Annotated in this window: 16 protein-coding genes and 1 other RNA gene; 7 read left to right on the top strand and 10 right to left on the bottom strand. The window is 65.1% G+C overall.

Annotation, left to right across the window (positions count from 1 at the left end):
• Positions 1-26: 26 nt before the first annotated feature.
• Positions 27-548, bottom strand: a complete 522-nt coding sequence (locus tag ABWP92_RS06575) for an exosporium glycoprotein BclB-related protein (RefSeq protein WP_353234567.1) — start codon at positions 546-548, stop codon at positions 27-29.
• Positions 549-717: 169 nt separating this feature from the next.
• On the opposite strand from ABWP92_RS06575, the gene ABWP92_RS06580 reads away from it, so the two are divergent.
• From ABWP92_RS06580 to ABWP92_RS06600, 5 genes are all read left to right on the top strand, one after another.
• A complete protein-coding gene (locus ABWP92_RS06580; protein ID WP_353234568.1) occupies positions 718-1,587 on the top strand; it encodes a hypothetical protein in 870 nt (289 codons plus the stop codon).
• A gap of 444 nt (positions 1,588-2,031) precedes the next feature.
• Positions 2,032-2,814, top strand: a complete 783-nt coding sequence (gene gloB / locus ABWP92_RS06585) for a hydroxyacylglutathione hydrolase (RefSeq protein ID WP_353234569.1) — start codon at positions 2,032-2,034, stop codon at positions 2,812-2,814.
• Positions 2,811-4,355 carry a transglycosylase SLT domain-containing protein gene (locus ABWP92_RS06590; RefSeq protein ID WP_353234570.1) on the top strand — a complete coding sequence of 515 codons (1,545 nt, stop codon included), beginning with the start codon at positions 2,811-2,813 and terminating at the stop codon, positions 4,353-4,355. Before gloB ends, ABWP92_RS06590 begins: the two co-directional genes overlap by 4 nt.
• Positions 4,356-4,457: 102 nt before the next feature.
• A complete protein-coding gene (locus tag ABWP92_RS06595; protein ID WP_353234571.1) occupies positions 4,458-4,898 on the top strand; it encodes a PaaI family thioesterase in 441 nt (146 codons plus the stop codon).
• Between the two features lie 52 nt (positions 4,899-4,950).
• Complete coding sequence (locus ABWP92_RS06600; protein WP_353234572.1) at positions 4,951-5,775, top strand: IclR family transcriptional regulator; 825 nt, start codon at positions 4,951-4,953, stop codon at positions 5,773-5,775.
• A 3-nt stretch (positions 5,776-5,778) separates the two neighbouring features.
• Here the strand turns inward: ABWP92_RS06600 and ABWP92_RS06605 are convergent, their stop codons facing one another.
• The 8 genes from ABWP92_RS06605 to dnaX all read right to left on the bottom strand — a co-directional run bounded on the left by ABWP92_RS06605 (position 5,779) and on the right by dnaX (position 15,638).
• On the bottom strand, positions 5,779-6,744 hold the full coding sequence (locus ABWP92_RS06605) for a Bug family tripartite tricarboxylate transporter substrate binding protein (protein WP_353234573.1): 966 nt from the start codon (positions 6,742-6,744) through the stop codon (positions 5,779-5,781).
• Positions 6,745-6,780: 36 nt separating this feature from the next.
• The gene (locus ABWP92_RS06610; protein WP_353234574.1) at positions 6,781-8,019 is read right to left on the bottom strand and encodes a CaiB/BaiF CoA transferase family protein; all 1,239 of its coding nucleotides are present in this window, start codon (positions 8,017-8,019) and stop codon (positions 6,781-6,783) included.
• A 3-nt stretch (positions 8,020-8,022) separates the two neighbouring features.
• Positions 8,023-9,168, bottom strand: coding sequence for an FAS1-like dehydratase domain-containing protein (locus ABWP92_RS06615; protein ID WP_353234575.1), 1,146 nt, complete (start codon positions 9,166-9,168; stop codon positions 8,023-8,025).
• Between the two features lie 81 nt (positions 9,169-9,249).
• Positions 9,250-10,812: an acetate--CoA ligase gene (locus ABWP92_RS06620; RefSeq protein WP_353234576.1), complete on the bottom strand. Its 1,563-nt coding sequence runs from the start codon at positions 10,810-10,812 to the stop codon at positions 9,250-9,252.
• 393 nt (positions 10,813-11,205) lie between these two features.
• Positions 11,206-12,270: an ABC transporter substrate-binding protein gene (locus ABWP92_RS06625; protein WP_353234577.1), complete on the bottom strand. Its 1,065-nt coding sequence runs from the start codon at positions 12,268-12,270 to the stop codon at positions 11,206-11,208.
• Between the two features lie 133 nt (positions 12,271-12,403).
• Positions 12,404-12,994 carry a recombination mediator RecR gene (gene recR / locus ABWP92_RS06630; RefSeq protein ID WP_353234578.1) on the bottom strand — a complete coding sequence of 197 codons (591 nt, stop codon included), beginning with the start codon at positions 12,992-12,994 and terminating at the stop codon, positions 12,404-12,406.
• Between the two features lie 138 nt (positions 12,995-13,132).
• Positions 13,133-13,465 carry a YbaB/EbfC family nucleoid-associated protein gene (locus ABWP92_RS06635; RefSeq protein ID WP_353234579.1) on the bottom strand — a complete coding sequence of 111 codons (333 nt, stop codon included), beginning with the start codon at positions 13,463-13,465 and terminating at the stop codon, positions 13,133-13,135.
• A gap of 157 nt (positions 13,466-13,622) precedes the next feature.
• Positions 13,623-15,638, bottom strand: coding sequence for a DNA polymerase III subunit gamma/tau (gene dnaX / locus ABWP92_RS06640; RefSeq protein WP_353234580.1), 2,016 nt, complete (start codon positions 15,636-15,638; stop codon positions 13,623-13,625).
• Between the two features lie 85 nt (positions 15,639-15,723).
• On the opposite strand from dnaX, the gene ffs reads away from it, so the two are divergent.
• An RNA gene (gene ffs, locus ABWP92_RS06645) (signal recognition particle sRNA small type) lies at positions 15,724-15,820 on the top strand.
• A gap of 413 nt (positions 15,821-16,233) precedes the next feature.
• A complete protein-coding gene (locus ABWP92_RS06650; RefSeq protein WP_353234581.1) occupies positions 16,234-18,216 on the top strand; it encodes an oleate hydratase in 1,983 nt (660 codons plus the stop codon).
• Positions 18,217-18,354: 138 nt separating this feature from the next.
• Here the strand turns inward: ABWP92_RS06650 and ABWP92_RS06655 are convergent, their stop codons facing one another.
• On the bottom strand, positions 18,355-19,710 hold the full coding sequence (locus tag ABWP92_RS06655) for a BaiN/RdsA family NAD(P)/FAD-dependent oxidoreductase (RefSeq protein ID WP_353234582.1): 1,356 nt from the start codon (positions 19,708-19,710) through the stop codon (positions 18,355-18,357).
• Positions 19,711-19,733 lie beyond the last annotated feature (23 nt).

A 19,733-nucleotide genomic window follows, 5' to 3' on the forward strand; every position in this document is an offset into this window, starting at 1 on the left:
TTTTTCATTGGCGGCCTCGCCCAGTTTCAGTTGGCGCTGATGGAAACGCCTCCACTTGCATAGCCCGTCAGCGTAGTCACCACGCTCAGGCCTGTCGTGCTGGCGGTATACACCATCAACAACCGGGACCCGGCTGTCACGGGAATGCTCAGGCCCGATGTGATTCCATTGCTCGTCCCGCCTATCGCGACTATCCCGGTCAATGAAGGGGCGAGCGTTACGACGGCGCCGGGAATGGGCGTGAACACATTGTCCGGCACGGAAGATTGGTAGAGCTGCGCGTTCACTGTCAGTGTCGTGCCAATCAAGGGGAGGGCCACCGAGGAACTGAAGTATCCGGAAATGGATGTAATTGTTCCATTGACAGGGACACTGAACGCCATATTCAAAACCTGCCCTGTTGCCCCCGTCAGATCGATGGTGTTGCCGACCGCCAGTGCCGAGCTTGCCGAAGAACCAAATCCAACCAGCCCCGCATTTCCAGCCAGGCCGCCGACTACCGTGGTCAGGGAGAGCGGCAAGCCGGAAGCGAATGGAATCAGGGCCAACCCGCCGGAAGCGCCAGCCGGACCCGCTGGCCCCGTTGCCCCCGTTGCTCCAGCCGCCCCCGTCTCGCCAGCAAGCCCTTGCAGCCCAATCGGGCCTGTCGGGCCTATGGGCCCCATAGGCCCGACAGGCCCTGACACACCTGCGGGGCCGGCAGGCCCCACGCCACCCGTGATCGCGGCGGCGTCGCAGCCGCCCAAGGTGCCGGAAGCATCACGGCAAACGACATTTGAAAATGTCGATGAGCCGGTCAACCCAGGCAACTGCACTTGCTGGCCGGGCAATACCTTGATTGCAGGCGTCGAAGCTGCTGAATTGATGACCACGCCCCCACCCGGGGGCGGGGTGATGGTCACGTCCTCCGCGGCAGCTGAAAATGCCGCTGCAATCGCAACCAGCATCAGACTCGATTTAAAAGATTTTCTCATTCGCGTATCTATTCAGAATTCAGAATTGATGGAATCCGGCTGTGCAAAAACCGGCCTATCCCCGCCGCCGGCGCAGCCTCAAGCTCCCGGCACCGGCAAGAATCAGCGAAATCAAGCCTATTGCAATGCCATTCCACACGGGAACGGGAGCCGCCCGCACGGGCAAGGCATTGATTGCCACAGGGCCGAGTTTTCCCGAAGCCGGGCAACCTGCAGAGTCCACCCGTGTCAGCGCCCCTGCCGTGCCGATCACAGTTCCAGCATTCGAGAACTGCTGCGCCAGCTCCATTTGCCCGCCGGAAAAATCAAGTGTTCCGCCGTCAAGCACGGCAATACTCCGAACGCCATCGACCAATCCGCCCGCGCCGGTGGCCACGGCGCCCGACGCCTGGATATCCGTGCATCCAAGATTCATTTGCCCACCCGAGAGATGAAAGTCGGCATTCGCGGGAATCGTCATTTCAGCCGATGCGATGGAGGCACCCTGCGCCAGCAGAAGAAAAATCAAGAATTTGTGCAGCATTCGTTTGCCCGGCAATACATGGAGCATCCCGGCCCACGCGTGGAGATGCGATTCGCGCTAATGTATTTCCAAATTCACTTATTTGTATGAATTGTTAACAAACTCAAGGGTTTGTCCCAGTGGAATCTGCACTCATGATTCCCGCTTCGCCTCATTCCTGATGGCGCCCTGCCTGCCAATCAGCATCCGAACTGTTTTCCAGAAAGGGAATATGCGAAAAGCCGGGACTGCTGGGCTACGAATGGCACCGCTTGATGAAGTCGCGGAATCGGTGTTCAATCTCACGGTTGGCTGCGCCCAAGCCAAGGCTTCGGCCCCTGCAGCCTCCCCTTGCAGACGATGCGCGCGGTTGCCGAGAGGCCCTCAACGACAGCCATACGGGATCATCCGTGCAGCATTGAAAGATGCAATCGGTCATGTGGGTATGATTTACGCGCCGCGCCAGTCGCATCGGCGGCGCACTGATGTGACAACCAGTGCGACAGCCGCCCCGGCTCAGCGGGGGATGGATCAAATCTATAATTTTCGCCGTTCATGAACCTGCTGCCACTGCCCGCTTTCTCCGACAACTACATCTGGGTGATTCACGATGCAAAAAATGCCATCGTGGTAGACCCGGGGGACGCCGACACCGTATTTGACTTCCTTCGACGGGAAGAACTGTCGCTTGGCGCCATCCTGGTGACCCATCACCACGGAGACCATGTGGGCGGCGTGGCGGACCTGCAGGCCGGCACCGGAGCGCGGGTCTACGGGCCGGCGCACGAAGTCATGCCCGAGCCCATCACCCGCGTCTCGCAGGGCGATACCGTCCATGTACCCGGACTCGGCCTTGCATTCCAGGTCATCGACGTACCCGGCCATACCGCCGGGCATATCGCTTTTTTCTGCCCGCATCTGGATGGCAGGCCGGTCCTGTTCTGCGGCGACACGCTGTTCTCCGGCGGCTGCGGCCGATTGTTCGAAGGCACGCCCGCGCAATTGCAGGCCTCGCTGGATGCGCTTGCCGCATTGCCGGGCGACACGCGCGTATGCTGCGCCCATGAATACACGCTGTCGAACCTGAAGTTCGCGCGCGCGGTGGAACCTTCGAACACCGCACTGCTCCAGTACCAGAAGGATTGCATCGCCCTGCGGGACGCCGATCAGCCGACGCTGCCCTCCACGCTGCGCCAGGAGCTTGCAATCAACCCCTTCCTGCGCACGCGCGAGCCGGTGGTGGCGGATGCCGCCAAAGGCTTCGATGCGCGCGTCAATCCCGGTGATGCAGTGTCCGTTCTGGCGGCGCTGCGAGAATGGAAAAACAACTTCCGATGAACATTCTGAAAATTCTCGGACTCGCCAGCCTCATCTGGCTGACAGGCTGCGCCACGAACGACGCGGCAAAAAACGCGGCCAAGGGCGCCGCAACCCCGACCTCCCGCATCTCCAGATCAAGCACGCCCCCCAGCTACCCGACCGGGCCGCTCAGCCCCATCGCCCAGTACGATCTGAGCAGCGGCGCCCATGAAGTCACGGGGATCAAGGCGCCATCCGATCTCTGGGACCGCATACGCAGGGGCTTTGCCATGCCCGATCTGCAAAACGACCTCGTCAGCGACCGCGAGCAGTGGTACGCCTCGCGCCCCGACTACATGCTGCGCATGACCGAGCGCTCCAGCAAATATCTGTTCCACATCGTCGAAGAACTCGAGCGCCGCGGCATGCCCACCGAGCTGGCCCTGCTGCCCTACATAGAGAGCGCCTTCAATCCGCAAGCCGTCTCGACCGCCAAGGCCGCGGGCATGTGGCAGTTCATGCCCGCCACCGGATCGTACTTCGATCTCAAGCAAAACGCATTCCGCGACGACCGCCGCGACGTGCTGGCCTCGACCAAGGCGGCGCTGGACTATCTGCAAAAGCTCTACGGCATGTTTGGCGACTGGCACCTGGCGCTTGCCGCCTACAACTGGGGCGAAGGCAGCGTCGCGCGCGCCATCGCACGCAACGAGAAACTGGGGCTGGGCACGAGCTACGCCGAACTGAACATGCCCGCCGAAACGCGCATGTACGTCCCCAAGCTGCAGGCTGTCAAGAACATCGTCGCCGACCCGGAAAAATTCCATTCGGAACTGCCGCTGATCGAGAATCACCCCTACTTCCAGGCGGTGGACATCACGCGCGACATCGACGTGGCGCTGGTCGCAAGCCTGGCCAACATCCGCGAGGAAGACTTCCGCGCGCTCAACCCCTCGCTTCACAAGCCGGTGATCCTGGCCGCGGGCATGCCGCGCATCCTGCTGCCATGGGACAACGCGCAGGTCTTCCGCAAGAACCTGAGCGCCTACAACGACGGGCAATACGCCAGTTGGACGGTATGGAGCGTTCCCAGCACCATGTCGGTGGCCAGCGCTGCGCAGCGCATCGGCATCAGCGAAGCGGATCTGCGCAAGCTCAACGGCATTCCGCCGCGCATGATGATCAAGGCGGGCTCCGCGCTCATGGTGCCGCGCGCCGCGACCACCAGCCAGGACGTGTCCAGCCAGCTGGCCGACAACGGACAAATCGCCTTCACACCCGAAGTCGTCACCCGCCGCACGGTCGTGCACGCCCTCAAGCGCGGCGAGACCGTGGCGTCGATCGCCCAGCGCTACCGGGTCAGGACATCCGACGTCGCCGACTGGAATGACGTCGCCGCGGGAGGCCGCTTCAAGGGCGGCGAGCGCGTGGTGATGTATCTTCCGGTCCGCCTGGCATCCACCTCCTTCGCCAGGCAGGCCAAGGCCACGAACGCCAAAAGCGCCAAGAGCCGCCCCACAGCCAAGGTGGCGGCGGTGAAGACCGCCGCGAAAACCGCACCGGCCAAGCGCAAGCGCTGACCCCCGCCAAACACCCATCGCCAATCGCCGCCCATCAACCAGCGCACGGCAACCCTGTTGAAAACGCACCATGGATGGCGTTCCTGCTTCAGAATGCCAGGCATGAACCCCGAAGGCTCAACCCTCACCCCCGGCCATCTCGAAGCCCTGCGCTGGAAGCCGCGCGAACTCCCAGGCCATATCGGCCACATCGGTCCCCTGTGGACGCGCAAGGAGCCCGAGGGCTGGGCCTACGGCCTGCTGTGCGATGCCCGGCATCTCAACCCCGCGGGCGTGATGCATGGCGGCGTGGCGGCCACGTTGCTGGACCATGCGATCAGCGCCGTGGCATGGGAGGCGTGCGGCCGGCAGCCGTGCGTGACGGTGCAACTGGACACGCACTTTCTCGCGCCGGTGGCGAAGGGCCAGTTTGCCGAGGTCCGCGTGAAAGTGAACAGCCGTTCGCGCAGCCTGATGTTTCTCTATGCCGAAATGATGGTGAATGGCACACTGTCGGCCACGGCGCAGGCGGTCATGAAAGTGATGGCGCCCGCCGGAGTCTGAGCCCTCGCGCCCTCTTCATTCATCCATCCATCCACCCGACCGACCGACGCTCATGGCAACCCAGCGCCCGACGAAATCCATCGACAACCCAGGCAGCGGCGCGGCTGCCGCCAAGGCCCCGCGCGGCACGCGAGTGCGGCCGGTGCCGGCAGTGAGCCGCTCGATCGCGATCCTCAGGCTGCTTGGCGACACCAGGCAGCCCATGGGGGTGAAGGCCATTGCCGATGCGCTGGAACTGATTCCCAGCACCTGCCTGCACATCCTGCGCGTGCTGGTCAGCGAAGGCCTGGTCACGGTCGATCCTTCCACCAAGCGCTACGCGCTGGGCAGCGGCATGATCAGCCTCGCGCGCAGCGTGCTGGGCGGCGGCAGCTTCGCACAGCTCGTGCAGCCGGCGCTCGACCGACTGGCCTCGCACAGCGGCGTGACGGCCATGGGCGTGGAAGTGACCGGAGTGCAATCAGCCGTGGTGCTGGCCCTGTCGCGCTCGGACCAGCCATTTCGCTTTCATACCGACGTGGGCAGCCAGTTCAATTCGCTGGTCAGCGCCACGGGCCGCCTGATCGCCGCGCACAATGGCGAGACCTGGGCGCAGTTGCGCAAGCGCTTCGAGAAGATCGAATGGGACAACGCCCCTTCTTTCGATCAATGGAAGAGCGAGGTGGAGCAGGCCAAGGCGTTGGGCTGGAGCGTGGACCGCGACCACTTCATCAATGGCATGACCGCCGTGGCCGTCCCCATGATCGGCCCGTCCGGGCGCATGACGCACACGCTCGCGGCGGTGGGACTGTCCAGTCACCTGGACCTCACCGCAGTCAACGCGCTCGCAGCCCGGATGCTGCAGGAGGCGCGCCAACTCTCGGGTGCGCTGCTTTGATTCTCAGTCCGCCTTCAAGCCCGCATTCTTGATGACCGGCCCCCACTTGGTGCGCTCGGCCTTGGCGAAATCGGCAAGCTCGCCGGGTGCGCCGCCCGCGGGCTCGAAGCCCAGCTCCAGCAGGCGCTGGCGCGTCTCGGGCCGTGCAAGGGCCTTGTTCATCGCTGCATTGAGAGTGCCGATCACCTCGGCCGGCGTGCCGCGCGGCGCGTAGAGCGCGTTCCAGGCGATCACTTCGTAGCCCGGATAGCCCTGTTCTGCCACCGTCTTCACACCGGGAGCAAGGTTGCTGGCCTTCTCCGACGTGACGGCGATCGCGCGAACCTTGCCCGACGCGAGGTGCGAACGCAGCGCCGTCGGCGTGTCGACCACCACCGGCAGCTGGCCGCCGAGCACGTCGGTCATCGCATTGCCCGAGCCCTTGTACGGCACGCCGAACAGGGGAAAGCCGGAACGCTCCTTGAGCAGCTCCACCACCAGCCGCGCCGTGGTGCTGGGCATGGCGATGTCCGCCGAGCGGGGATCGCCGCGCGCCGTCTCCAATAGTTGCGGCAGCGACGTGTAGGGTGCGCTTGCGTTCACCGCGACGATCATGGGAAACGTGCCGACCAGGCCGATGGGCTCGAAATCCCGCGCCGCCTCGAACGGTATCTTGGTGTAGAGGAACGCATTGAGCGCATGCGTCGCATTGGTCCCCATGGTCAGCGTATAGCCGTCGGGCGCGGCGAGCGCCGTTACTTCCGTGCCGAGATTGCCCCCCGCGCCAGGCTTGTTTTCCACCACGATGGGCTGCCCCAGATCCTTGGCCATGAGATCGGCCAGATAGCGCGTGGCGATGTCCGTGCCCTGCCCCGCCGCGTAGGCGACGACGATGCGGATCGGCTTGCTTGGATAGGGCAGTTGCGCGTGCGCCGCGCCCACCGCCGCTCCCGACAAGACGACCCCCAGATAGATTGAACGAAAGCGCATGATCCTGTCTCCTTGAATATTGTGTGCGGGCCGTCTTCAGCCCACTTTTTCCAAACGCCCGGAAATCACGTACTCACCCGCTGGCCGCACCGCGGCCCCTGTTTCGTACAGCCTGTCCCGCTGCATCGAATCGAAACCCAATCCCTGCAGGATTTCCTCGGAGTCCTGCGCGAACTGCGGCGGCGCGCGGCCTGGCTCGCCCGGCGTCCCGCACATCACCATGGGCGAGCGCACGCCCTGGTAGGCGCCGCGCCGCACCACCATGTGCCGATGCTCGCTGTGCGCATGGGCCAGCGCCTGCGGCACGGAGTTCAGGGCCCCTGCGGGCACGCCGGCCTTCATCAAGGCCTCGCACAGCGCGCCGCATTCGCTGTCCGCGATCGCCGACTCGATCGCCGCCTTGAGCTCGGCGCGGTTGGCGAGCCGGCCGCCGTTGGTGGAAAAGCGCTCGTCATGCGGCAATCCCGGCAGGCCGATATGCAGGCTCAGGCGACGAAACTGCGCATCGTTGAGCACGCCGATGAACAGCTCGCCATCCCGCGCGCGAAACTTGTCGTAGGGCGCGATGTTGGGATGGGCGCTGCCCAGCAGGCCCGGGCGGCTTCCGCTTGCGAACCAGTTGGCCGCATGCGGCAGCAGCAGGCTCAGCGCCGTGTCGTACAACGTGGCCTCCACCCGTTGGCCGATGCCGGTGCGATGGCGCGCGCACAAGGCCATCAGGATCGCGGAGAGCGCCACGTAGCCCGTCAGGTGATCGATCACCGGCACACCGATGCGCGTTGCGCCGCAGGATGCTTCGCCGTTCACGCTCATCACGCCGCACATCGCCTGCAATACCGCGTCATATCCGGGCAGGCCGCCCAGCGGGCCGTCCGCGCCAAAGCCGGAAATGCCGCAGTACACGAGCCGTGGATAGCGGCTGGCGAGCACGTCGTCGAACCCCAGTCCCCAGCGCTCCATCGTGCCGGGCAGGAAGTTCTCCACCAGCACGTCGGCATCGGCCAGCAGGCGGTGCAGCACCTCCCGCGCCTGCGGCGTGGACAGGTCCAGGCTGATCGCCTTCTTGCCCCGGTTGAGCGCCGCGTAGTATGCGGCCCGCCCCGCCGCATCGAAGGGCGGGCCGAGCCTGCGCGTCTCGTCGCCCGACGGCGGCTCGACCTTGATGACCTCCGCGCCCTGGTCGGCGAGGATCTGCGTGCACAGCGGGCCGGCCAGCACGCGCGTGAGGTCCACCACCCTCATCCCCGCGAGGGCTCCTGTTGCGCCGGTGGCCATGGTTCATCCCTTGCTGGGCAGGATCACCACGCCGCTGCCGAGCACCGACAGCTCGCCATCCTGGTTGGAGGCGGATTGTTCGATCTCGACCATGTGACGGCCGTTTTCGACGAACTTGCGCGTGACCTTGCCTTTGATGAACAGCATGTCGCCCTCGGGGTTGTGGCGGCGGATCTTGCAACTGGCCTTGTGCAGAAAGCCCGTATCGCCCATCCAGTTGGTCAGGTGGTGGGTGAGCCACGAGGTGCGCTCCGGACCATAGTCGTACGCGCCGGGCGCGCCCACTTCGAGCGCGAAGTCTTCCTCCCAGTGCACGCGCTCGGGCACGTCCGGAATGCCGAAGCGGTTCTTGATGCCCACGCCCGGATGCGCGTCGATCAACTGCCACGCCAGCTTGTTGGCGCGGATGTACAGGCCGCCCCAGCCCTGCGCGTATGCGATGAAGCCGGTCACCGTCATCGGGCCCTTGAACATGGTGGGCAGTTCCTCGCCGACCTGCACGTCCTCCCAATACCGGGGCGTCGCGCCGCGCACCTGCTCGTTGCGGTAGAGCTTGTAGGCCTCGCCCAGTTCCTCGTCGGTGTAGCGGCGCGGCTCGCGCGCGCGCACCTCGGCGTACTTGGTGCCCTGCTCGCGCGCATGGTCGCGCTCGGTGCGAAAGCACCAGCTGTCGCACTCGGCCACCTTGTCGCCCTGCTGATTGAAGAAATCGACGTGGTAGATCTGCTGAATGGCGCGGCCCGCGAAGCGCGTCTGGTGCTCGACGAGGTCCTTGAGATGCGCCTCGGTCGATATCTCGTCATTGCGGCGCACGGGCTTGTGCCATGTCCAGTCCGATCCCGACCACATCGCATGCACGCCCGGCAGGCCGCCCACGTAGCCGGAGACGATACGGCTGGTTGCGAACAGAAAGCTCGGCAGCGCAATGATGCCGCCGTACTGCGTCCTGGCCGCATACTCGGGATCACACCACAGCGGGTTGTCGTCTCCGATGCCGTGCGCGTAGTGGCGGATGTTGTCGCGCGTGGCCTCGTGGCACCACGGCTCCGCCGTCTGGCCGATCTTCACGCCGATGCGCTGGCGCAGATCGTCCAGCCCCTCATCGGTGATCTTGGGGAAATTACGCTGCTGGTGGACCTTGGTAAGCATATCTGTCTCCTTTGTGGATGTGAATGGAATGGACCTGATGAAACCGATGGATGAAAACAAGTGGATGCAGGGATGCGGCGCTCAGGCCGTGACCTCTTGCGCGGCGGCCGCGCGCTCACGCTCGCGCAGCATCTTTCTGTGGACCTTTCCGGCAGGCGTCTTGGGCAGCTCGGCGACCACCGCGACATGGCGCGGGTATTCGTGCTGGCTGAGCTTGGCGCGCACCAGGTCCTGCACCTCCCGCACGAATGCATCGCCGCCCGCGCGGCTGCTGACCAGGAACGCCTTGACGACCTGGCCGCGCACCTCGTCCGGCACGCCGATCACGGCCGCCTCCTGCACATCGGGGTGCATGAGCAGCACGTTCTCGATCTCGACGGCGCTCATCGTCCAGCCCGCGGAGATGATCACGTCATCCGCGCGGCCTCCGTGATAGAAGTAGCCGTCCGCATCGGTGCGGCCCAGGTCCTTGGTGGGAACCCACTCGCCCTTGCGCCACACCATGAGCTGTCCGGTCTCGCCGGGCGGGCAGAGCCGGCCCTGCGAGTCATGCACTTCGACCCGCATGCCCGGCACGGCCTTGCCGAGCGAGCCGCGCTTGACCGGAAAGTCCGGCGCGCCGGGATAGCTCACCAGCACCACGCCGATTTCCGTCGTGCCGTACATGCTGCAGACCTCGAGCCCGAAGACCTGCCTCACGTAATCCGCCGTGTCATCGTCGATGGGCTCTCCGGTGAACGACAGCTTCTCGAACGCGAAGCGGTAGTCTCCCGCCTTGCCGCAGTTCTTCATCATGCGATAGTGCGTGGCCGCCGCGGACATGTTGGTGAAACGGTGCTGCGACAGCGCCTCGATCAGGCGCTGCGCATTGAAGCGCCCGCTGTACGCGCCCACCGTGAGCCCCAGCGCCAGCGGCGCGAGCGTGCCGTGCCACAGGCCATGTCCCCATGCGGGCGAGGACGGGCAGAAGAAACGGTCGCCCGGACGCAGCCCCGTGCCGTACAGCGCTGCCGCCATCAGCGTCACCACGGCACGATGCGAGTGGCGCACCGCTTCGGGCAACTCGCGCGTCGTGCCCGATGTGTACTGGAACACAGCCAGGTCATCGGCGCGCGAGGGCGATGTGAACCGCGTCGGCTGGGCCTGCAGGCTCTGGTGAAAGGCCGCGTCGTAGATCAGCACCGGCACCCCCGCCGCATTCGCCACGTCCTGCTTGTGCTCGCTGCTCACCAGCAGCGCGGGCTTGCAATCATCGACGCGCAGGCGCACCCCGTCCGGGCCGAACAGCGTGAACAGCGGAACCGCGATCGCGCCGCGCTTGATCACGCCGAACATCGCCGTGTAGAAGGCCCGCGAAGGCTCCAGCATGATGGCGACCCGTTCGCCGGGCTGCACCCCGCGCGCCGCCAGCCAGTTGGCGAAACGGCCCGAATCGGCGGAAAGCTCCGCGTAGGTGATGACCTCATCGCCGCCCGCCGCATTCACCACGATCAGCGCATCCCGGCCAGTCGCCGCATGGCGGTCCACGCATTCATGCGCGATGTTGAATGACCCACGGTCGCCATCGAAGAGTTCCCACAGTTTCTCGCCCGAGAACTGCTGCTGCGCATCCGCATGACTGACGAATTCGGTAAGACGCTTCATTTCCGCTGCCCCTTTGTTTATCCGTGTATTCAGTTTCACGATTATTCTTTCTTTTGTCAAATACTTTCCATGTTTGTACATAGACAAAATAAAATTGGCAACTCAGCGTGCGCTGCAACATGAAAGGCACTCTCCGGCGCGGAGCACATCGTGAAGATCAGGCGCGGGCGGACAGGGCATGCGGATAAAAGCAAGCCACGCCGCGACGCGCCTCGGAATGCCCTGGGGGCACGCTCCGAAACGCAATGGATGAAGTGCTTTTTTCTATCCTGGAGAGCTTGCGGGCGGGACGCGTTCAGGTCCCCGGATCAGCCTGCCGCAAGCCCGCTGCGGCTCGATGCATTCCGCCCCTGCGGGCGGCCCGCGCGCGCCAGGGAGGGTCTGCAAAACTCCCTAGAGCTGGAACTTCAGCTTGGCCCGCCTCACCCATTCATTGCTGTAGGTGAGCGACAGGTCCACATCGGGCGCCGCACGGCTTGCGCGCAGGCGTGCGATCGAGCGCAGCGCGGTGGCCGGCCCCTCGCCGGGCATGAGGCCGTCCGGCGACAATGACTCGCGCACTTTCTCGAACGCCGCGAGATACGCTGCCCGGTCATCGAGCCAGTACTGCATGGGAATGATGCGCGCCAGATCGGCGGGGCCCGCGGTCTGCATCCACTTCAGCGCATGCACGATGGCGTTGACCATCCCCTGTGCTTCGCTGGAGCGATGCTCCACGAAAGCACGCGGAGCATAAAGGCAGGCGCCCGGCATCGGCCCGCCGAAGAAATCCTGCGAGCCCTTGAGCGTACGGGTGTCCGCAAGAATCCGCACCTCGTTCTTCTGCTCCAGCAGCGTGATGAGCGGATCGACATGGCTGAGCGCATGCACCCGCCCCTGGCGTATGGCAGCCAGCGCCTGCCGGCCGTTGCCAACACCCACGAAGCTCACGGCATCGGGTGAAACGCCCATCTGCAGCAGCCACAGGCTGGCAAAGAATTGCGCGGACGATCCAAGCGCGGGCACCCCTATCCGCAGGCCCTTGTAGCTGGTGAACGACTTGTGCGGCCAAAAGCGCTGCGATGCCGCCAGCGCGAGCTGGAGCGTTCGCCCCATCAGCGCCAGGCTCCTGCAGGCAAAACCGCCCGCCTGCTGCTCCAGCAGTTGCTCGTAGCCACCGCAACCCACGTCCGCCCTTGCCTCGCGCACGGCATCCATCGCCGGAGAGCCGCCAGCGAAATCGAGAATCTCGACGCGCAGCCCCTCGTTCTGGAAATAGCCAAGACGCTCTGCCGCCGTCAGCGGAAGATAGAAAAGCCCGCCCTGGCCGCCCACCGCGATCCGCAGCGCTGCGCCAGGGCGCGCATTGCCGTTTGCGGCAGCCGTGGCGTCGGCCGGCCAGCCCCCGCCGCCCGCCCCCAGAAGGAGCGAGCCGGCACACAGGCCAAACAGTCGGCGGGAACGGTCGAAACGATGCATGGGTCCAGTATGTTGCACTGCAACAATGATGAGGGATTCCGCCCCCTTGCGTCATCAGGGGGATTCCGTGCGGAAAACTACGTAACGGGCAAGGAAGCCGCCCCGAAGTCATTCGGGCGGATGCCAGCCGCCGTCAGCGCCGATCGGCCAGCGCGTGCGCGATCGTGCCGAGATCCACGAACTCCAGTTCGCTGCCCACCGGCACGCCCCTGGACAGGCGGGTCACCTGCACGCCACGTGGCCGGAGCGCTTCGCTGATCGCGTAGGCCGTGGCTTCGCCTTCGGCGGTGAAGCTGGTCGCCAGGATCACCTCCTGGACCACGCCGTCGGTGGCGCGCTCGATCAGCTTCTTGACGCCGATGTCCTTGGGGCCGACACCATCAAGCGGTGACAGCCGCCCCATCAGGACGAAGTACAGGCCCTTGAACGCTCCCGTACGCTCCATGGCGGACTGGTCCGCCGGTGTCTCCACCACGCACAGCCGCGACGCATCGCGCCCCGGATCGCCGCACACCTCGCAGATGGCCGCCTCGGTGAAAGTGTGGCAGCGCTCGCAATGCCTGATCGAGGTGGACGCCTGATGCAAGGCCCGCGAAAGCAGTTGCGCGCCCTCGACGTCGTGCTGCAGCAAATGAAAGGCCATGCGCTGCGCCGACTTCACCCCCACCCCCGGCAAGCGCCGCAGCGCCTGTATCAGGGCGTCCAAAGAACTGGTGTCAGACATGGCGCAAACGTTTCAATGCAGAGGAAAAAAAGCGAAAGTCAATGCGCCGGATGAACCGGCGCCTCAAGGCGAAAACCCGAGGGACCCGCCGCAACGGCACAAAGGCCGCGACGCGCCCCGCATCCGCTGACGCGGAAATCAGAACGGGAACTTCATGCCCCCGGGCAGGCCCGGCATGCCGGCCGTGATCTTGCCCATTTTTTCCTGCGAGGTTTCTTCCGCCTTGCGCACCGCCGCGTTGAAGGCCGCCGCCACCAGATCCTCCAGCATGTCCTTGTCATCGGCCAGCAGGCTCGGATCGATCGTCACCCGCTTCACGTCATGCTTGCAGGTCATAACGACCTTCACCAGGCCTGCGCCGGATTCGCCCTCCACTTCGATGTTGCCCAGTTCGTCCTGGGCCTTCTTCATGTTTTCCTGCATGGCCTGCGCCTGCTTCATCAAACCGGCGAGCTGTCCCTTGTTGAACATGGTGAATTCCTTTGCTTTTATGAATCAAATGATGAATTGAATGAATGCGGATGCCCGCAAGACGCTTCTTGCGGGCCATCCCGGCGAACAGGCAATTGTGCGACGAAAGCGCGAGCCTGCGGAAATCGAAAGGGTATGGCGGCGCTTTTCTCCACCCTCATGCGGGCCTGATGCTTCCGGGCACGATCTTCGCGCCGAAATCGCGGATCAGCTGCTGCACTTGCGGGTCGCTCTGGACGATGTCTTCGGCCAGCCGCTGGCGCTGCGCCGCCGCATAGGCGTTACGGCGCGCAGGGCTGTCCAGCACCTTGCCCACCTCCACCGAAATCTGCCGGGCATGGCCGGCGGCCTCGAGCGCCGCGCGCAGGCGCTCTCGCGCCGTGGGCTGGTTGAGCGATTCGCGCTCCACGCGCAGCAGCCAATGGTCCTGATCGCGCGCGATCAGTTGCGACTGCAGGGCCAGCTCGCGCACCAGGGCGGTGACGGCTTCCGCCGCGACCAGTTCCTGCACGGTCTGGTACCAGACCTCGCCCTCGGCCGTGGGCACCAGCCGCGACGCCGCGGACGGCCCGCCCGCATGGCCGGACTGGGTGCGATAACCCGGCTCGGGCGCGTTGCGCACAGGAAGCTCATAGCCGTACACGTCGGGCTGCGGCAAATCATCGCGAGGGGCATCCGCCAGCCCCCGTCCCAGGTCTTCGGGCGTGCGCACCGGCAGGCGCATGGCTTGCGGATGCGCATCGCCAGACCGGCGAGCGGAAGGCTCGGCAGGCGGCTGCGCCGGCTGTTGCGAATGCTCCGGATAGGTCCGTGCCGAGGGCTGCGGCACAGGTTCACGCTCCAGCGTGGCCACAGGCGCTGGCTGGTACGCGCCGCCTTGCGCGCCAGCCGCATCCTCGGCCAGTTCCGGCCCGGGCCGCGCCGTGAATGCGGGCACGGCGGCCGCAGCCTCGGCCAATACCGGCGCGGCCTGCGCGGCAGACTCAGCCCGCGTCAGAGTTTTTTTTTCAGCCTCCGCCGCCGCGGCGCCCACATCGGACGATGGCGACACCGAAGAATCATCTTGCGGCTTCTTGAAAGCAAGCAGGCGCAGCAGCACCATGGTGAGCGCCGCGTACTCATCGGGAGCCAGCCCCAGTTCCGCACGGCCATGCAGGCACATGCTGTAGAGAAGCTGCGTCTCATCCGCCGGCATCACGCCCGCAAGACGCGCCATTTCCTGCGCCTCGCCATCATGCGGGTCCGCTGCCGCCGCCATGCCGGGCACTGCCTGGATCACGGCCATGCGCTGCAGGACCGTGCTCATCTCCTCCAGCGTGGAGGCGGCAGACAGGCCGTTCATGCGCAGCTCATCGACCGTCTCGACCACGGTCCTCCCGTCGCCGCGCGCAAGCGCGTCGATCATGCGAAACACGTAGCCGCGGTCCACGCTGCCAAGCATCTGGCGGACTCCGGCCTCGCCCAGCTCGCCGCTGCCGAAGGCAATCGCCTGATCGGTCAGGCTGAGCGCATCCCGCATGGAGCCTCGCGCGGCGCGCGAGAGCAGCCGCAGCGCGCCGGGATCGGCCTGCACGTGCTCCTCGCCCAGAACGCGCGCCAGATGCTCCTGCACCGTCTCCGGCGCCATGGGGCGCAGATTGAACTGCAGGCAACGGCTCAGCACGGTCACCGGCACTTTCTGCGGATCGGTGGTCGCCAGTACGAACTTCAGGTATTCCGGGGGCTCTTCCAGCGTCTTGAGCATGGCATTGAACGCCGTGTTCGTGAGCATGTGCACCTCGTCGATCATGAAGACCTTGAAGCGCCCCTGCACCGGCTTGTAGACCGCCTGCTCCAGCAGCCCCTGGACCTCATCGACGCCGCGATTGGACGCCGCATCCAGCTCGGTGTAATCGGGGAAACGTCCGCTGTCGATATCCACGCAGGCAGGGCAGACGCCGCACGGCGTGGCCGTGATGCCGCCCTGCCCGTCAGGCCCCTGGCAATTGAGCGACTTGGCCAGAATGCGCGACACCGTCGTCTTGCCCACACCGCGCGTGCCGGTGAACAAATAGGCATGGTGCAGGCGCTGCTGCGTGAGCGCGTTGGTCAGGGCCTTGACGACATGCTCCTGCCCCACCATCTCGGAGAAGGTCTTGGGACGGTATTTACGGGCAAGCACTAAATAGGACATAACGGTCGATTCTACGGCCCATCGCGGGAAACAAATCTCCCCGGTTGGCTGCAGCGCCACATCAGGTGGGTTTACAATAGCGGGCGACGGGCCTCCTCGCATGGGGAAGCGGCCAACCGGGTCAGGTGGGGAACCAAGCAGCCCTAACCGTGAAACCAGTGCCGAGGGTAAGGCTCGTCACCCTCATTTCCCCATCGTTTTTTTCGATTTCTTCGATTCTTTCGAACCGGGAACTCCAGTCCCTCCCAGGGACTTCGCCACACACTCATCCCCAATCACTCTCCAGCGTCCATGGCAAGGCGAGCATGCGGGAGCGGGTTGGAGCTTCTGATCCCCAAAAGGCCGATCCCCGAGGCGCCCGCAGGCCGAATAGGCAGCGCGTCGTGCGCCACAGGGGAAAATCAATTGCGCCATGCTCGCGTCGGGCGTGCTTCGCGCCGGTGGTCACTGTGGTACCGTTCTCTTGCCCAGTCATTCTTTCAAGGTCCCGGGGTGAAGAGCGCGAAAACGCGTTCATGGCATATCCAACCACACTCGGGGTTTTACTGTTATGCGTAGAGCGTCACCATCCATGACATCCATGAAAGGCAGGACCATGAATCGTGCAGACTCCAACACCGGCGGCCCAACCCAGGCTTCCCTTCGCGTCGAGGCAAACGTCGGCGAGAGCTTTTGGCGCAAGGGCGCGAAAGATACCTTGCCCCCGCCGGACATGATGGGGCCGTACATGCGCAATCGCCCGGTACCGGGAACGCAGGTGCCGGGACGCAAGGCGTGGATCATCGGCAGCGGTATTGCCGGGCTGGCGGCCGCTTTCTATCTGATCCGAGACGGCGGCATGAAGGGGGAGGACATCACCATCCTCGACAGCCTGCGCGTTGCCGGGGGCTCGCTGGATGGCTCGGGCAACGCCGAGGATGGCTACATCGTGCGCGGCGGCCGCGAGATGAACTGGAACTACGACAACTTCTGGGATCTGTTCCAGGATGTGCCGGCGCTGGAGCTGCCTGCGGGCTACAGCGTGCTCGACGAGTATCGCTGGGTCAACGACAACGACCCCAACTGGTCCAAGGCCCGGCTGATGCACAAGCAAGGCCAGATCCGCGATTTCGCCACGCTGGGCTTGAGCAAGTCGCACCAGTGGGAGATCGTCAAGCTGCTGCTCAAGCGCAAGGAGGACCTGGACGACATCACGATCGAGGAATACTTCAGCAAGAGCTTCCTCGAGACCAACTTCTGGTATCTGTGGCGCTCGATGTTCGCCTTCGAGAACTGGCAAAGCCTGCTGGAGATGAAGCTGTACATGCATCGCTTCCTCGATGCCATCGATGGCCTGGCCGACATGTCGGCCCTGGTGTTCCCCAAGTACAACCAGTACGACAGCTTTGTCGTGCCGCTGACCCGGATGCTGCAGGAGCGGGGTGTGCGGGTACGGTTCGACACCCACGCCCATGATCTGGACATGCGCGAGGAAAACGGCAATCGCACCGTGACCGCGATCCGCTGCAAGGTGGCGGACCGTGAAGAGGCCATCGCCGTCGGCACCCATGACGTGGTGTTCGCGCTCACCGGCTCGATGACCGAGGGCACGGCCTATGGCGACATGGATAACGTGCCGGTGCTGGCGCGCGGCAATGGCGAGCCGGGCGAAGACAGCGACTGGGCGCTGTGGCAGAACCTGGCGAAGAAATCACCGGTCTTCGGCAAGCCCGGGAAGTTCTGCGGCGATGCCGCACGCTCGATGTGGGAGTCGGCCACGCTCACCTGCAAACCCTCGCCGCTGATCGACAGGCTCAAAGAGCTGGCGGTCAATGATCCCTATTCGGGCAAGACCGTCACCGGCGGCATCATCACCTTCACCGATTCCAACTGGGTGATGAGCTTCACCTGCAACCGCCAGCCGCACTTCCCCGATCAGCCTGACGACGTGCTGGTGCTGTGGGTCTATGCGCTGCTGATGGACAAGGACGGCAACCATATCAAGAAGCCCATGCCCGCCTGTACCGGGCGCGAGATCCTGGCCGAGCTGTGCCACCACCTGGGCATTGCCGGGCAGATCGATGCCGTGGCCGCCAACACCAAGGTGCGCCTGGCGCTGATGCCCTACATCACCGCGCAATTCATGCCTCGCGCGGCGGGCGACCGGCCCCACGTGGTGCCGCAAGGCTGCACCAATCTGGCCTTGCTGGGCCAGTTCGTGGAGACCAGCAATGACATCATCTTCACGATGGAGAGTTCGGTGCGCACGGCGCGCATCGGTGTCTACACGCTGCTGGGCCTGCCCAAGCAGGTGGCCGACATCAGTCCCACGCAGTACGACATCCGCAATATCCTCAAAGGCGCGCGGGCGCTGAACAACAACGAACCTTTTCCGGGCGAGCGCCTGCTGCACCGGGTGCTGGGCAACAGCTACTACGCCCATGTGCTGCCGCCGCTGCCTGAAAACAACGAGGAGACGCTGCGCGAGCGCGCCGAGGCAGAGCTGTCCTCGCTGCTGGGCAAGGGCAGCCAGGCGCTGGTGGCGGCCTCCGGCTGGCTGGCGCGCTGGAGCGAAGGCCTGCGCGACAAATCCAAATAGCGGCACTACCAGCCGCGCAGGTGCGGGGATGCGGGGGCGCGAGGGCGCATGCAGCTGGAGCCAGCGTCACGCAACCACGTGCCGCCTGAGCCTGGATACGGGCTGCGCCCGGGGGCGGCGCTTGCGCCAGAGATCGCTCTACCCGAGTCTTTCAAGCGCCGCCTCGCCCGCGATCCTTCCGGTGGCAAAGCAGGCCGTCAGCAGATAGCCGCCCGTCGGAGCTTCCCAGTCCAGCATTTCACCCACGCAGAAAACGCCCGGCATGGCGCGCAGCATGCAGCGATCGTCCACCGCGTCCAAGCGGATGCCGCCTGCCGTGCTGATGGCCTCGTCGATGGGCCTCGGGGCAATCACCGTGACCGGCGCCGCCTTGATGGCGCGGGCGAGCACTTCCGGGTCGCTCATCTCTTCCTTGCTCAGTTGCTCATACAGCAAGGCCGCCTTGATGCCATCCAGGCGCAAGCGGCTCTTGAGATGGCTGCTCAGGCTGCGCGAGCCGCGCGGATGGCGCAGTTCCTGCAACACACGCTCCGGTGAAAGCGCTGGCAGCAGGTCGATCGCGAAAGTCGCGCTCCCGCTGGCTTCGATCTCATCGCGCAGCAGGGCGGAGGCGGCATAGATCAGGCTGCCTTCGACGCCTGTTTCCGTGGCCACGAATTCTCCGCGGCGCTTGAAATGGCGACCGCGGCTGCCGGTGAACTCGATGGCGACCGACTTGAAAGGCTGGCCCGCGAACCGCTCCCTGAAATGCGCGCTCCAGCCCACGGATGGCTCCGCCTGTCCGAGCAGGCCGCGAAGAAAATCGCGCCGTGTTTCACCCTGCTGCGCATCGGCCCGCACGGTGTCGAAGCCGCAGTTCGCCGCGCGCAACGGCGCGACGGCAACGCCTGCATCCATCAGCGTTTTCACCCACGCGCCATCAGAGCCGAGCCGCGCCCAGCTGCCGCCTCCCAGCGCCAGCACCACCGAGCGCGCCCGTACTTCGAGCGGGCCGTCGGGTGACGTGAAGAGCAGGGAATGGACTGCGGCATCCTCGCCGCCGGACGCACAGGCGCCCCACTCCATCCAGCGATGGCGCATGTGAAAGACGACGCCCTGCCCGCGCAGCCGCTGCAGCCACGCGCGCAGCAGCGGCGCGGCCTTCATGTCCTTGGGAAACACCCGGCCGGACGTGCCGACGAAAGTCTCGATGCCCAGCCCATGCGCCCAGTCCCGCAGCTCGTCCGGGCCAAACCGGCGCAGCCAGGACTCCGCCGTGCCGCTGGCATCGCCATAGCGTTGCACGAACTGTTCAAACGCCTCGGAATGCGTGAGATTCAGGCCGCCCTTGCCGGCCAGCAGAAACTTGCGGCCTACCGAAGGCATGGCGTCGAACACCCTCACGCACAGGCCTTGCCGGGCCGCGGCTTCGGCGGCCATCAAGCCCGAGGGGCCCGCGCCGACAACCGCGACGTCGCATTGCAGGGAGTTGGAAGTGCTGGAAATATCGGACATGGAAAGACAAAAAAACAGAGAAG

It is taken from the genome of Diaphorobacter ruginosibacter (assembly GCF_040396215.1).
GTDB lineage: Bacteria > Pseudomonadota > Gammaproteobacteria > Burkholderiales > Burkholderiaceae_C > Diaphorobacter_A > Diaphorobacter_A ruginosibacter_A.